Below are 15702 nucleotides of genomic sequence, written 5' to 3'. Positions count from 1 at the left end.
TTTAAACAAGGGGTGAAGTGTTTGTGCCATATATAAATAGGACGTTCGAAGCTTACTTAGATAAGATGGATCTAATCACTATATTAATTCCTAAAAAGTATCACGAAGGTAAATCCAATTCTTTTTATCTAAAAGGTCCGGAAATGACGGAAACGTTAAAGGTCGTTCAAACGATTTTATTAGATGAGCACATTAAATACGAATGCATCGTTTCGAGCCCTCTTGTAGTTGGGCAGGTATATGAAATAAAAGAAGAACACGGAGCAACAACAGATTTACAAATTGGAGCAGTTATTCGTACTCATGAGTTTGATGAATTCTTTTCATATGAGGGAACGGACCTAGGGGTAACGTATTGTAAAGGTGAAACGACTTTTTGTTTATGGGCACCAACGGCTACACATGTAAAAGTAAAAACAATTGATCCTGAAACGAAAAGAACGTTCACAAACAACATGGAACGGATTGAAAGAGGAGTGTGGACATTCACAGAGAAAAGGGACATTGAGGGCTACTATTACACGTTTCTTGTATGTGTCAATCAAATATGGAGGGAAGCAATTGATCCGTATACTGTAGCGCTGACACCGAACAGTGAGTATGGCGTAGTAGTGGATATAAATAAAACGAACATCTCTCCAACACCGAAGCCACCTTTTCAAGTTGCTACCGATGCCATCATTTATGAGATGCATATTCGTGATTTTTCAATCCATGAAAGTAGCGGAATTACACAAAGGGGAAAGTATTTAGGAGTAGTAGAGGAACAAACGACACGTTCCGAAGGGGAAGTTACAGGTTTTTCCTATCTAAAAGGGTTAGGTGTTACTCATGTTGAGCTATTGCCAGTCAATGACTTTTATGGAGTAGATGACCTTAATCAAACTGAATCTTATAATTGGGGTTATAATCCATTATTTTTTAATGTGCCAGAAGGAAGTTACGCATTCGATATTCACAGTCCTTATGGTCGTATTAACGAACTTAAAGAAATGATTCGCTTATTACAAAAAAGTGGATTACGTGTCATTCTAGATGTGGTGTACAATCACGTGTATATAAAAGAGGAATCAAGTTTTGAGAAAATTGTGCCAGGGTACTTTTTTCGTCACGATGAATTTGGAATGCCGTCTAATGGAACAGGGGTAGGCAATGACTTCGCTTCAGAGCGGAAAATGGCACGAAAATTTATTGTTGACTCAATTGAATTTTGGCTAAAGGAATACGGAGTAGATGGGTTTCGGTTCGATTTGATGGGGATATTAGATATCGAAACGATGCAGTGTGTTCGTCAAAAGATTCATGAAATAGATCCATCTGTTCTTCTCTTTGGGGAGGGGTGGGACTTGAATACACCACTTCCATATGAGCAAAAAGCGATTATTCATCAAGCACATCAATTACCGACTATCGGTTATTTTAACGATCGATTTCGTGATTCGATTAAAGGAAGCACGTTTAATTTATATGATCGAGGCTTTATTGCTGGTCATCATCATAAAAAAGAAGAAGTGATGCAATCAATTGCAGGAAGTGTACCTTACAAAAAAGGAGCAAAATATTTATTTAAAGAGCCACATCAAAGCATTAATTATATTGAATCTCATGATAATCACACAACGTGGGATAAGCTGAAGCGATGTAATGAACACGAACAGGATGACATTTTGCAAAAGCGCCAGCGTTTAGGTACAGCGATTGTATTATTATCTCAAGGTATTCCATTTCTTCATAGTGGTCAGGAGTTTTATCGTACGAAAGACGGAGTGGAAAATAGTTACCGCTCCTCTGATCATATTAATGCGCTAGATTGGAATAGATGTGCAGAGTACAAAGAAGATGTTCAATACATTAAAGACCTTATTTCATTACGCAAGTATCATCAAGCTTTTCGATTACCGACGACTGCACAGATTCGTGAACATTTATCATTTCTACATTCAAATGATTGTATCGTTGCGTACAAACTACAAAACGTTTCACAGTTTGGACCTTGGCGAAATATCATTGTAGCCTTTAATAATGATTTAGAGCGACAAACACTAGAGCTTCATGAATCCGGCTGGTACATTGCAGCTAGAGATATGAAAGTCGACCTTAATGGTTATGCTTATATGGAAGGTGATGTCATAGAGGTCCCACCTGTAAGCGTCCTTGTATTATTTCAAAAGTAATTATTCTCCCCTACTTGACGAAAAAAGAGAGATGGAGATAATATTTATAAAGGATGGCTGTTGATTAATATGTCCTCAATAGCCGTCTTTTTTATTTGTGAGGAAAAATAAATTCCATTATAAAATATTTTAAGATGTACAATGACGTAATGATTCGTGTAAAGATGGTTTAAACTTAATTATATACGAAAAGTTTTTGTTGTTTTTGAAGTAGAAGAATTGGTGAATCATTCAAATCTTTAAATGAAATGTGTGTGTTGAAATTGAAGGTGAATTGGTTGGAACATATATTAGGAAGTGAATGGGAGATTATCCCGGCAGGTGGAGCGACAGGAGATGCTTACTTTGCAAAGTTCAAAGACCGTAGACTTTTTTTAAAGCGTAATTCCTCGCCATTTTTAGCAGTATTATCTGCAGAAGGGATTGTCCCTAAGCTTGTATGGACAAGACGTATGGAAAATGGAGATGTGATTACGGCTCAACATTGGCTTAACGGAAGAGAGCTGAAGCCTGTTGATATGAGCTCACAAAAGGTAACAGAACTTTTAAGTAAAATCCATCATTCCAAAGAATTACTAGGAATGTTAAAAAGGTTGGGAAAGGCTCCTTTGTTACCAGAACAAGTATTAACAGATATTTATACACAAGTGGATAAAGAACTGATTACCCATCCAGTCGTGCAAAAAAGTATTCGGTATCTACAAAAAGAATTACCTTATGTGCGTACAGATCGTTACGTTGTGTGTCACTGTGATGTGAATCACAACAACTGGTTATTGGGAGAAGATGAACAGCTGTATTTAATTGATTGGGATGGTGCCATGATTGCAGACCCAGCAATTGACCTTGGATTATTGCTTTATTGGTACATCCGTCCATCAGATTGGGAGAATTGGTTAAAAGATTATGGAATTGAATTAACAGAGAGTCTAGAACGAAGAATGAAGTGGTATGTAGTTAGTCAAACAATCTTATTTCTTCATTGGTATCGATTAAAAAATGAAGAAGAGGAAATGAAGCATTGGGAGGATTACTTAGGTCAATTGATTAATGAAATCTACCCACAATGATTCATTTCCGGTTGCTCATGATAAAGTTGTTAATTCACTTACCCATTGAGATAAATTTTGTTGATTCGTTTGGATATGTTGATCTAAATGTTGACAATCTTTAGCTGCTTGTGTGTATTCGTAAACGTGTTGAAGTGTGCTTGCTATTTGCTCACTTTGCGAGCCAGTTGCAAGCATAGATTTAATAAGTCTTTCTACTTGTTCACATTCCGCGACTGTTCCACAACAATCACTTTGATGATTTGATAAAATATCTTTTAGCATGTCCATTTGATTTTGATAACTCAAAGGCATTAGGCCACATCCTTTCAAATGTCATGTTCTTATCTTTTTCTTTGGAAATACAATTATTCATGTTCAATGTCAGTTCTTGTAGCTGACTTTTTTGCTTGTACATTTATAAAATAAATTAATCATGAAGATGAGGTGTCCAGATGCGATTACGTAACAAACCAGGCGCGCAAGAAAAATTAGATTCATACCCTCAGTACATTATTGCCAATCCAGTCGAACATAAAGGAAAATGGCATGAAGTTTTTAATAATGACAACCCAATTCATATTGAAGTTGGGACAGGGAAAGGTCAATTTCTAGTAGGGATGGCGAAACAAAATCCGCACATTAATTATATTGGAATTGAACTGTATAAAAGTGTGATTGTAAGTGCTCTTGATAAATTAATTGAAGAAGACTTGCCAAATTTATGCTTGTTGAATGTTGATGCTAGAGAGTTAGAAGAGTTCTTCGCAAAAGGCGACGTTAGTCAAGTTTATTTGAATTTCTCAGATCCATGGCCAAAAGTAAGACATGCAAAGCGTCGTTTAACGTATAAGGCGTTCTTACAGTCTTATGAGAATATTTTAATTGATAATGGAGAAATTCACTTTAAAACAGATAACCAAGGCTTATTCGAATATTCTTTAACAAGCTTTTCAGAATACGGTTTGCTGTTAAAATATATTAGCTTAGACTTGCATAATAGTGACTTTGAAGGAAATGTGATGACTGAATATGAAGAGAAGTTTTCTAAAAAAGGTCAACGTATTTATCGATGTGAAGTAAAGTATCGCTGATGAATGAAACACCCTTTGTCATCTATCCGCCGCAATGATTGGATAACCGACAAGGGGTGTTTTTATCATTTCAGTCGAGAAGACCCCCACCTCAAGGAATGAGAAGGGCCAAGCCCAATGAGTAGGTGGGGGGATGAATCGCCTTCGGACAAGGGATGGCTTACTTGCCATCTCGATTGTCCGACTGTTCGAGTGCGAGTTGCAGTAAATGAAAAATAGCTTGTGTACGAATACCAAAACCACTTTGTATGTGTCGACTCTATCTAAAAAAATCTTGGGAAATCTTAAGACAACGGATTGTGTTTCCATACCTTCACCTCTAAATAAAATATAATATATATCTAATATGGTATAATATGTATATCTCAACACGCGAGGAGGTGAAAGTCATGTTAGTCAATAAAGCCTATAAGTTTCGGATCTATCCTAATAAGGAACAAGAAATCTTAATCGCTAAAACAATCGGTTGTTCTCGCTTTGTTTTCAATCACTTTTTGGCGAAATGGAACGATGCTTACAAAGAAACGGGGAAAGGGTTAACTTATAACGCTTGTTCGTCTCAATTAACACAACTAAAGAAAGAATTCGTTTGGTTAAAAGAAGTAGACAGCATTGCGATTCAATCCTCACTAAAAAACCTTGCCGAGTCGTATTCACGATTCTTTAAAAAGCAGAACAAACCACCACGTTTCAAGTGTAAAAAGAATAATGTGCAATCCTACACAACAAAGCATACGAATGGCAATATTGCCATTGTAGACAACAAGATCAAGTTACCTAAATTGGGATTCGTTAAATTTGCGAAAAGTCGTGAAGTAGAAGGTCGTATTCTTAGTGCGACAATCAGACGACATCCAAGTGGGAAGTATTTTGTATCCATTCTTGTTGAAACAGAAGTTCAAGAACTTCCTAAAACGGGCTCGTCTGTTGGTGTGGATGTTGGTCTAAAAGATGTTGCGATTCTTTCAACAGGTGAAGTATTTAGTAATCCTAAATGGTTTCGCAAACTGGAAGAAACATTAGCCAAAGCGCAGCGTGTTCTTTCGAGACGACAGGAATTAGCATTCAAACGAAACTGTAAACTGGAGGAAGCAAAAAACTATCAAAAGCAAAAACGTAAAGTAGCTCGCCTCCATGAGAAAATCACGAATGCAAGAACAGACTACTTGCAAAAAATCTCTACTGAAATCATCAAAAACCACGATGTAATCGGTATCGAAGATTTGCAAGTGTCAAATATGTTGAAGAACCATAAGTTAGCGAAAGCAATTAGTGAAGTATCGTGGTCGCAATTTAGAACGATGTTAGCGTACAAAGCAAAGTGGTATGGAAAACAGGTAGTCACTGTGTCTAAAACCTTTGCAAGTTCTCAATTATGTTCAATTTGTGGCTACCAAAACAAAGCCGTTAAAAATCTCAACCTCCGTGAATGGGATTGCCCTTCTTGTGGCGCACATCATGATCGAGATATTAACGCAGGACAAAATCTTAAAAATGAAGCAATAAGACTTCTAACCGTAGGGACTACGGGGATCGCCTAATCAATAACTAACTGTTAGGTTGGTGTTCTTAGGAATCTCCCACTTCAAACAGCTCGTAAGAGTGTTAAGTGGGGGTAGTTCAAAAACGGAATATCTAGAGGGGAAATTGATCTACATTACATGTAAAAATAAAAAGTTTGTGAAAACAATTTTTTGACGATAAAATATTTTGAATTTTCAAATCTTGAAATGGTAAAATCATATTAAGAAAAGTGGGGGTGAAGAGAGTGGAAACATTAACAATAGGTGAAGTTACATTAACGTGGTTGCGAGGTGGTGAAAATAACTTAGATGGGGGTGCAATGTTTGGAGTTGTGCCAAAAGCATTGTGGTCAAAAAAATATGATGTAAACGAAAAGAATCAGATTACACTAAGAACGGATCCTATATTAATTCAAGCAGAAGGGAAAAACATTTTGCTGGAAGCTGGATTAGGTAAAGGGAAACTAACAGAAAAGCAGAAACGAAATTTTGGTGTATCTGAAGAGTCATCAATTGAAGAATCGCTAAAAGAGCTAGGCTTAACCCCAGTAGATATTGATATTGTAATAATGACTCATATGCACTTTGATCATGCTTCTGGTCTTACAAAAGTAGAAGGAGATAAGATTGTATCTGTCTTCAAACACGCAGAGATTGTGACAACAGATGTCGAATGGGAAGAGATGAGAAATCCTAATATACGATCAAGAAATACATACTGGAAAGAAAATTGGGAAGCTATTAAAGATCAAGTGGTACCATTTAGAAAGGAAGTTGAAGTGGTAAAGGATGTAAAAATGTATCATACAGGAGGTCATAGTGATGGACATGCAGTCGTTGTCATAGAGAGTGGTGGAGAAACGCTCGTTCATCTCGGTGATTTGCTTCCAACACATGCCCATCAAAATGTACTCTGGGTAATGGCTTATGATGATTATCCAATGACTTCCATTGATCAAAAACAAACATGGTTATCGTTTGCTGTCAAAAAGAATGCTTGGTTAAGCTTTTATCATGATTCGACTTATCGTGCATTAAAGTGGAATGAATCAGGTGAAATAACCGAACAACTTACGATTAAGAAATAAGTTTTAAATCAATGATTGCACCGCTTGATTTATCCACAAAAAACTCAAAATGCTCTTGTTGGTTATCGACTGTTCGAATAATACCACCGCTGTAACCTTCAAATGTTAATCCTTGGGCTTGATGAAGTTTTGAAGTGGTTTGAATCCAAGATCCGTCAATCGTGCCATTTTGTTTAAATGCTTGTTTTACTAATTGAAGGGCGTCACTAGACGAAAGTGATGATTGCTTCTTTTGAATAATGTAAGCGCTAGCAAAACCTAATGCGAATCCTGTAGCAACGTGTGTCCATTTCATAATGATTACTCACCTTTCTGTTTGATCTTGTTTTCGTTTCATAAGAAAAGTATACAAAATTATTTCCCCTTTGTTAAGCGAGAGGTTATATCTGTCTGAATAGTGGAAAGGATTTTATATTTTAGATAAAATGTAAAAAGATACATATACAAAGGAGAATTCAAATGAATCAAGAAACCTTAACGCTATTTAAAACGTTAACCGAACTTCCAGGAGCACCTGGAAATGAACATCAAGTTCGAGCTTTTATGCGCTCTCAATTAGAGCCTTATGCAGATGAAATGATTCAGGATGGTCTAGGAAGTATCTTTGGTGTGAAATATGGAGATAAAACGGGTCCAAAAGTTATGGTAGCCGGTCATATGGATGAAGTAGGATTTATGGTGACATCCGTTACGGATAAAGGCATGCTTCGCTTTCAGCCTTTAGGTGGTTGGTGGAGCCAAGTCCTACTAGCACAACGTGTTCAAGTCATTACAAACAAGGGCCCTATTGTAGGAGTAATTGCATCTGTTCCTCCACACTTACTAGAGGATGCTCAACGTAACAAACCAATGGATATTAAAAATATGTTAATTGACGTTGGCGCAGACAGTAAAGAAGAAGTAAAAGAAATGGGAATTAAGCCTGGTGACCAAATTGTTCCAGTTTGTTTATTTACACCAATGGCCAATGAGAAAAAAATCATGGCTAAAGCGTGGGACAATCGATATGGATGTGGACTTGCGGTGGAACTGTTAAAAGAAACAAAAAATGATCAACTTCCTAACGTTCTTTATTCAGGCGCTACAGTTCAAGAAGAAGTAGGATTACGTGGTGCACAATCGGCAGCTAACATGATTAACCCAGACATTTTCTACGCATTAGATGCGAGTCCAGCCAACGACATGTCTGGTGATAAACATGCATTTGGCCAATTAGGAAAAGGTGCTCTTTTACGTATTTTAGATCGCTCAATGGTGACTCACCGAGGAATGAGAGAGTTTGTTTTAGATACAGCAGAAACAAATAACATCCCATATCAATACTTTGTCTCTCAAGGTGGAACAGATGCAGGTCGCGTCCATACATCTAATCAAGGTGTGCCGTCTGCAGTAGTTGGCATTTGCTCTCGCTATATTCATACACATGCATCAATTATTCATATTGATGACTATGCGGCTGCTAAAGAACTGTTAATTAAATTAGTAAAAGCATCGGATCGCAAAACTGTTGACACAATTAAGCAAAATTCGTAAATCATCGTCTTTGTAGATTCCATGTTGGTGTCTTATCCTTTATACTAAAAATAGTTGAGTCAAAGAGGGCTATCTTTGACTTGTTACATCCCTTGCCTATGAAATTCAGTACATGAATAGATAGGCAAGGGATGTTGTATGAAGGCATTACTTTTAGTTGTTGTCATGGTGCAGATTACATCACTCGTCCTCTGAGTAGAAGAGGGCGATTTCTTCTTGTCTACTATGTGTAGGCTTTTTTCTAAAAGAGTGTTGCTTATATGTGATTATATAGCATGAAAGCCTCTAAAAAACAGCTTATATGTAAAACAAGTGTTCAAAACGTAAACGAGTAAAGGGAGCCAGATGTTATGAAAGTTGGTATTGGAACTAAGAACCCTACAAAAGTGAATGCAGTAGAGCAAGTAATACGAGCTGAAGGCACTTTTTTCACTGCTATAGAAGTTGATTCTGGTGTATCTTCACAACCTTTTTCTGATGAGGAAACGATACAAGGTGCGATTAACCGAGCACAAGTAGCATGTGAAAAAACAGGTGCTGACATTGGAATTGGTCTTGAGGGAGGGGTAGTGGAAACAAACCATGGTCTTATCCTTTGTAATTGGGGAGCGCTTGTTTCAAGACATATTGAAACTCCCATTATAGCAGGAGGAGCAAGGATTGCATTGCCGATTGAAATTGCGAATGAGCTAAGGGAGAAGAAAGTAGAATTAGCAGAAGTGATGGAAGCTTACACAAAGAAAATCAATGTGCGTCAAAAAGAAGGAGCTATTGGAATCTTTACGAATGCTCGAATTGATCGTACGAATATGTTTATGCATATTGTTGAAATGTTATATGGACAATATGAGTTTCAAGTCCGACTTTCTCACGATTAAATCTTGGTAAAGTTATGAATGCCCCTAAAATGGTTATCATAAAAAGTGAACTTATAAACTTGTAAAATGAATAACGGTAAAGGTGAACAGGATGAAACAGTTTTTACATAGAAAAGGTGTAACATTATCTCCAAAAGTTTATTTTGTTGATGGATTGACATACATGGCCCTTGGTCTATTTTCGTCTCTTATTATTGGTTTAATCGTAAAAACAATTGGTGAACAAGTTGGGTTTACGCTCTTTGTAGAACTAGGTCAACTTAGCATGAGTTTAATGGGACCAGCCATTGGAGCTGCGGTAGCTTATGGACTAAAAGCGCCGCCCCTTGTTTTGTTTGCAACGATTGTTAGCGGTGCAGCTGGTGCATCATTAGGAGGACCAGCAGGAAGCTTCGCTGCTGCTTTAATCGCAACTGAAGTTGGGAAAATGATAAGTAAAGAAACAAAAGTTGATATTATCGTAACGCCATTTGTGACAATTTTGTCAGGTTATTTGGTGGCAAGTTCATTTGGACCTCTTATTAATTTATTGATGACATCCATCGGTGAAGTGATTATGTGGGCTACTGAACAGCAGCCTTTTATTATGGGGATTATTATTGCAACTCTTATGGGTCTTGCATTAACGGCTCCAATTTCTAGTGCTGCTATCGCTCTTATGCTAAACTTGGAAGGAATTGCAGCTGGTGCTGCAACGGTGGGGTGTTGCGCGCAGATGATAGGATTTGCAGTAAGTAGTTATCGTGAAAACGGTGTGGGTGGCTTTGTTGCCATCGGAGTCGGGACTTCTATGTTGCAAGTACCAAACATCATCAAAAATCCTCTTGTCCTTATTCCGCCTACTGTTGCAGGTATCATACTTGCACCAATAGCAACAGTATGGTTTGATATGAGTAATAATGCCCCAGGTGCTGGTATGGGTACGAGTGGCTTTGTAGGACAGATTATGACGTTTACGACAATGGGCTTTTCCATGTCTGTGTTATTAAAAGTGCTTTTGCTCCATTTTGTTGGACCTGCTATGATTAGTTTGGTCTTATCAGAGTGGATGAGAAAGCGTAAATGGATTAAAGAAAATGATTTAAAGTTAGAATTAGGAGGAAAATGAGATGAAAAAATTAGAAACGATTGAACAATATAAAGAAGTGATTCAAACTGGTCAACACATTATGATGTTTTCAGCAGATTGGTGTCCAGATTGCCGCGTAATCGAGCCAATTTTACCAGAAGTAATGAATGAACATAGCGAATATACATTCTATTATGTTGATCGTGATCAATTTATTGATTTATGTGTAGAGTTAGATGTGTTTGGGATTCCAAGTTTTCTTGCTTATAAAGACGGCGAAGAAATTGGACGATACGTAAACAAAGAGCGCAAAACGAAAGAACAAATTAATCAATTTATTAGTGGACTTTCAAAGTAAAAAACGCGCATGTATCTTGTAAGAGGAGGTGCTGTAAGATGAAAATGAATAGTCAAAAAATGAGAAAGCTACTCGAAGAACGTCTTAACGATGATAATTGGTCTTTTTTTTATGATCGGGAAAAGGATACGTTAAGAGTCGAGCATAAGCAAATGAAAAAAGGATTGAATGTATCAATCCCCGGGTTAATTGGAAAATGGGAAGAAAAAAAAGAACAAGCTCTCGATGAGATGGTATATTATATAAGGGAAGCTCTCCAAGTTATGAATGAACAGCAGCAGTTAGCTGGTCAAGAAAAGAAAGTCTATCCGGTTATCCGTTCAACTTCTTTTCCAGTAAAAACGAATGATGAACGCAATCTGGTATTTGACGAACATACAGCAGAAACACGAGTTTACTATGCTTTGGATTTAGGAAATACATATCGGTTAATTGATGAAGAATGGTTAAAAAAAGAAGAGTTATCTGTTGAAGCTATTCGTGAGATGGCTACCTTTAACCTTCGATCTCTACCTGTTTCAGTGAAGAAAGATGAGGTCGCAGGAAGTACGTTCTATTTTGTTAACAGTAATGATGGATATGATGCGAGTCGTATTTTAAACGAATCATTTCTCAAAAAGATGGAATCTGATATAAAAGGTACAATGGCTATAGCTGTACCACATCAAGACGTGTTAATCATTGCAGACATTCAAAATGAGACAGGTTATGATGTGTTGGCTCAAATGACAATGAGTTTCTTTGCAAGTGGTCGAGTACCAATTACGGCATTATCATTTTTATATGAAAACAATGAACTAGAGCCAATCTTTATTTTAGGTAAGAATCGCAAAAAATGAGCAAGGAAGGGATAAAAAATGAATCTTTTTTACAATAAGCAAGGAATTGGTGATACGTTAATCGTCGCGTTGAAAGATATTAATGAAGAAAATAAAACGTTTGAGCGAAAAGGCGATGTAGCTCGCGTTTATGATAAAGAAACAAATGAAACAGCAGGTTATAATATTTTTAACCTATCTCAATATATGACAGTTGAAGCAAATGGCTCAGTCGAGTTAACAGAAGAAGTTGTTAAGCAAGTTAATGAAGTCATGACGAAAAATGGCTTTGAGGCATCAATTGAAGTGGACTTATCACCAAAATTTGTTGTTGGATTTGTGACAGAAAAAGAAAAACATCCAAATGCAGATAAATTAAGTGTTTGTAAAGTGGATGTTGGTACAGAGACGCTTCAAATTGTTTGTGGTGCACCTAATGTAGATGCTAACCAAAAGGTAGTCGTAGCAAAAGTAGGTGCTGTGATGCCAAGTGGTCTTGTAATCAAAGATGCTGAGTTACGTGGTGTGGCGTCATCGGGGATGATTTGCTCTGCAAAAGAGTTAGATTTACCAGATGCACCTCAAGAAAAAGGAATTTTAGTGTTACCAAATGATTATGAGGTAGGTAGTGCGTTTTTTCAAAAGTAAAAACTAGTCCATTTGGAACGCATTCGTTTACACACACATTTCAAGCATTACAGTTCATCAAAAGGAATTGCATCCTCTTATGAATATTTGGTAAAATAACAAACCACTAGTATATACTAGTGGTTTTTGAATTATAAAGTCTTTTTGTTATTTTTTAGGTGTTCATATGTTTATAAAGATGGATTTTAAATGTTTCTTTCTCAATAACCTATTTGTTACAGTTTTAAGGGCTATAGAATAAATGGTAAAATAGAGCAGGGATTAATCAAGCTCTACACTCTTTAAAATGTAACAAAGTGTATAAAACAGCTTTTATAGTAAGATGACAAGATACATACAGATAACATGTTGTGTAAAAAACGGAGAAATAGAAAGAGTGATAAAGATGCGTTGGATGCGCAAAGCAATGGATTATTTATTAGGTTATGAAGTAAAAGAAATTATTGAAAAAGAAGACGGTCAAATTGAAGAAGTTCCTTTACATAATAAAGAGGCTGATAAGAGTTCTACTCTGCAGCCGAAAAAAACAGTTAAGCAACCTGTGAAGGTGAACGTGAACGTAAATGAAAATAGCGAGGGAAAAGAAACGAAAGAAATCGAGGCGAAAGTGGCTTACCATTATCCAAAAGGAAATTTTCGCTTCCCGCTTATTCCTGATGAAGAAGTAACAAATCGTCCTGTAAGGAGATCGACGAGACGTCAAGCTTCAATAGATGAACCAAGCATGAAAAAGCGAACAGGAACCCAAAAGGTAGTGGAAGAAGTAAAACAAATAAGAGAGCCAAAAGAGGTAAAGGTCCCGCAACCTGCTCCGCCAAAAAAAGAAGTGCGTAGCACACGACCTTTTAGGCCTACAGAGGTTCCATCACCTATTTATGGATTTAAAAAGCGTCCAACGAATACGACGCTAACGTCTTTACAACGTAACGACGTGGTAGAATATGAACTCCCTTCTTCCTTTTCGTTTAGAGAGAGAGAAGAGATGATTCAAAGTGAGCACGACAACGATACAAATGGCGTGACTCAAGAGGATGCTAGAGTGATAGATGAATATACACCTGAACTATCGGAAGAAAAAGAACTGCACGACGTTGAACAAGAATATCGTCTTTTTTATTTGGCTGACGAAGAGAATACGTCAGACATGTTACAAGAAGAAGTTCCGTACCTTTATGAAGAAGAGGGAAAGGTGTCAGAAGAACGCCAATGGTCTGTTGAAATCGACGAGAAAGAAGATCCAAGTGAAGAAGTGATTGTAGACACAGACGGTATTGAACCTATAGAAGAGACTCATTCGCATGTTCCATTAAGTGAAGAAAAATATGATGATGATCTAGATGCCTTCTTTCGTCGAAAAGAAAAGGGAACGGTAGAATCAACGGAGGATGAAAAGCCAGGAAATAATGAAGTTGAAGTTGAGCCGGTAAAGGAAGTGGAAAGTCAACCAATCGAACTTCCTCCTACTAGTCATCATGATGTAGATGAGAATAGATTAAAAGATGAACAACAACGTCAGATTGAACAGTACTCTTCTTTCATTAAAGAGGGGCAGTCAGTTGAGGAACTTGCTCATGTACAAGAAAGAGATACTACGGTTATGTCTCCCGAACAAGAGGAAGAGCCGTTTAATATGTCATCAACTCCTGTCAAGGAACCTCCTCTAGAACAGAAAGAGGAGCTGCCAAATCAATCAAGACGCTATGTTCCGTACAATGTGATGATGCTAAAGAAAGATCGTCGAAAACTGGCACAGAAAGAACCGATTAAAAAGCAAGAACAACAACCAGCTGTCGTTACGCAGTCAAGCTATGCCTTTCCATCTATGAACTTACTAAATGTACCACCTGCTAAAATGGAAGACGATAATCAGTGGCTTGATGAACAAAGAAAACTCCTTGATCTGACATTGACGAATTTTAACGTACGTGCAAAAGTTGTAAATGTCACACAAGGACCAACTGTTACGAGATTTGAAGTGCATCCGGAGCCTGGAGTGAAGGTGAACAAAATTACCAACTTAACAGATGATATTAAGTTGAGTTTAGCTGCGAGAGATATCCGAATTGAAGCTCCAATTCCTGGTAAAAATACTATTGGAATTGAAGTGCCAAATCGTCATAGTAAGCCTGTTTTATTACGAGAAATATTGCGAACTCCAGCATTTAACCAGAGTCCATCACCACTAACAGTGGCATTGGGATTAGATATTTCAGGGGAGCCAGTGGTGACCGATTTGAATAAAATGCCACATGGTTTAATTGCAGGAGCAACTGGATCTGGGAAAAGTGTATGCATTAACACGATTATTGTGAGTTTACTTTATAAAGCAGCACCTCACGAAGTAAAGTTAATGCTGATTGACCCTAAGATGGTCGAGCTAGCACCTTACAATGGTATTCCCCATTTAGTTAGTCCTGTTATTACTGATGCAAAAGCAGCTACCGCTTCCTTAAAATGGGCAGTGGAAGAAATGGAACGCCGTTATGAGTTATTTGCTCATACAGGTGTTCGTGATATTACTAAATATAATGAGCGAGTTCGAGCGCATAATGAAAAGAGTGGAGAGCTTCCATATTTGGTTATTATCATTGACGAGTTAGCAGATTTAATGATGGTATCGCCTGGTGAGGTTGAGGAAGCAATTTGTCGAATTGCTCAAAAAGCTCGCGCATGTGGCATTCACTTATTATTAGCTACACAACGACCTTCAGTAGATGTTATTACAGGCTTAATTAAAGCAAATGTTCCGACACGAGTGGCTTTCTCAGTATCGTCACAAGTAGATTCTCGTACCATTATTGATACAGGTGGAGCTGAAAAACTACTAGGTAGAGGGGATATGTTGCTCTTAGAGAATGGATCATCGAAAACAGTTCGTGTACAAGGGAATTTTGTATCGGATGAAGAAATTGATCGTGTGGTTGCTCATGTAAAAGCTCAGCAAAAACCTGCGTACTTATTTAGTCAGGAAGAACTATTAACAAAAAGTCAAACCTCTATTTCACAAGAGGAAGATGAGCTCTTTTTAGAAGCCTGTGAATTTGTACTCGAACAAGGGGGAGCATCCACCTCTAGTTTGCAACGTCATTTCCGCATAGGGTATAATCGTGCAGCTAGATTAATAGATGTAATGGAAGAGCAAGGGATCATTTCGGAGGCACGAGGAAGCAAACCTAGGGATGTACTGATTACAGAGGGAGATTTGCATGAGATCTATACGTCGTAATTTTCCTTCCTTCTTTTTGAAGAGTCAGCACCAGCCTTTTATTGATAGACAGGTAAGGGAATGCAGGCTGCTAGCTATCAATCATCTCTATCTATGAAAATAGCATGAAGTTAAGATAACGAGAGGTTAATTTATTTGACAGAAATGGATAATAGATTAGCCTCTTTTTACATTATAAGTAGCTTTTACTATATATAAATGATTAACATTTCCAACTTCCTATGCTTAAACCGTTTTATCCTTG

The 15702-nt window shown here is 37.4% G+C and carries 14 protein-coding genes; 12 read left to right on the top strand and 2 right to left on the bottom strand.

What is annotated here, in order from left to right:
* The first annotated feature begins 23 nt into the window (after positions 1-23).
* Entirely contained in the window at positions 24-2174 is a 2151-nt protein-coding gene (pulA, locus tag DIS06_RS15595; RefSeq protein ID WP_162595991.1) for a type I pullulanase, read from the top strand.
* Between the two features lie 248 nt (positions 2175-2422).
* Positions 2423-3244: a phosphotransferase family protein gene (locus DIS06_RS15590; protein WP_481746873.1), complete on the top strand. Its 822-nt coding sequence runs from the start codon at positions 2423-2425 to the stop codon at positions 3242-3244.
* 15 nt (positions 3245-3259) lie between these two features.
* Here the strand turns inward: DIS06_RS15590 and DIS06_RS15585 are convergent, their stop codons facing one another.
* Positions 3260-3538, bottom strand: coding sequence for a YtzH-like family protein (locus DIS06_RS15585; protein WP_110114165.1), 279 nt, complete (start codon positions 3536-3538; stop codon positions 3260-3262).
* Positions 3539-3678: 140 nt separating this feature from the next.
* Between DIS06_RS15585 and trmB the strand changes: the two genes are divergently transcribed.
* From trmB to DIS06_RS15570, 3 genes are all read left to right on the top strand, one after another.
* Positions 3679-4317, top strand: a complete 639-nt coding sequence (gene trmB, locus DIS06_RS15580; protein WP_110114164.1) for a tRNA (guanosine(46)-N7)-methyltransferase TrmB — start codon at positions 3679-3681, stop codon at positions 4315-4317.
* A gap of 389 nt (positions 4318-4706) precedes the next feature.
* Positions 4707-5858 carry an IS200/IS605 family element RNA-guided endonuclease TnpB gene (gene tnpB, locus DIS06_RS15575; RefSeq protein WP_110114163.1) on the top strand — a complete coding sequence of 384 codons (1152 nt, stop codon included), beginning with the start codon at positions 4707-4709 and terminating at the stop codon, positions 5856-5858.
* A 227-nt stretch (positions 5859-6085) separates the two neighbouring features.
* Entirely contained in the window at positions 6086-6928 is an 843-nt protein-coding gene (locus tag DIS06_RS15570; RefSeq protein WP_110114162.1) for a YtnP family quorum-quenching lactonase, read from the top strand.
* Here the strand turns inward: DIS06_RS15570 and DIS06_RS15565 are convergent.
* The gene (locus DIS06_RS15565) at positions 6918-7223 is read right to left on the bottom strand and encodes a peptidase (RefSeq protein ID WP_110114161.1); all 306 of its coding nucleotides are present in this window, start codon (positions 7221-7223) and stop codon (positions 6918-6920) included. The genes DIS06_RS15570 and DIS06_RS15565 overlap by 11 nt on opposite strands.
* 164 nt (positions 7224-7387) lie before the next feature.
* Between DIS06_RS15565 and DIS06_RS15560 the strand changes: the two genes are divergently transcribed.
* From DIS06_RS15560 to DIS06_RS15530, 7 genes are all read left to right on the top strand, one after another.
* Positions 7388-8461: a M42 family metallopeptidase gene (locus DIS06_RS15560; RefSeq protein WP_110114160.1), complete on the top strand. Its 1074-nt coding sequence runs from the start codon at positions 7388-7390 to the stop codon at positions 8459-8461.
* Positions 8462-8811: 350 nt separating this feature from the next.
* Positions 8812-9339 (top strand): DUF84 family protein, encoded by a 528-nt coding sequence (locus DIS06_RS15555; RefSeq protein ID WP_110114159.1) that lies wholly within the window; start codon positions 8812-8814, stop codon positions 9337-9339.
* Between the two features lie 91 nt (positions 9340-9430).
* On the top strand, positions 9431-10447 hold the full coding sequence (locus tag DIS06_RS15550; protein WP_110114158.1) for a PTS sugar transporter subunit IIC: 1017 nt from the start codon (positions 9431-9433) through the stop codon (positions 10445-10447).
* Position 10448: 1 nt separating this feature from the next.
* Positions 10449-10766 (top strand): thioredoxin family protein, encoded by a 318-nt coding sequence (locus DIS06_RS15545; protein WP_110114157.1) that lies wholly within the window; start codon positions 10449-10451, stop codon positions 10764-10766.
* A gap of 44 nt (positions 10767-10810) precedes the next feature.
* Complete coding sequence (locus tag DIS06_RS15540; RefSeq protein ID WP_110114237.1) at positions 10811-11605, top strand: DUF1444 domain-containing protein; 795 nt, start codon at positions 10811-10813, stop codon at positions 11603-11605.
* 18 nt (positions 11606-11623) lie between these two features.
* The gene (gene ytpR, locus DIS06_RS15535) at positions 11624-12232 is read left to right on the top strand and encodes a YtpR family tRNA-binding protein (RefSeq protein ID WP_110114156.1); all 609 of its coding nucleotides are present in this window, start codon (positions 11624-11626) and stop codon (positions 12230-12232) included.
* A gap of 724 nt (positions 12233-12956) precedes the next feature.
* A complete protein-coding gene (locus DIS06_RS15530) occupies positions 12957-15458 on the top strand; it encodes a DNA translocase FtsK (protein WP_481746874.1) in 2502 nt (833 codons plus the stop codon).
* Positions 15459-15702: the final 244 nt, after the last annotated feature.

This window comes from Bacillus sp. CGMCC 1.16541, assembly GCF_003184905.1.
Lineage (GTDB): Bacteria > Bacillota > Bacilli > Bacillales > Bacillaceae_H > Priestia.
This window is presented reverse-complemented; position numbering and strand designations above follow the sequence as displayed.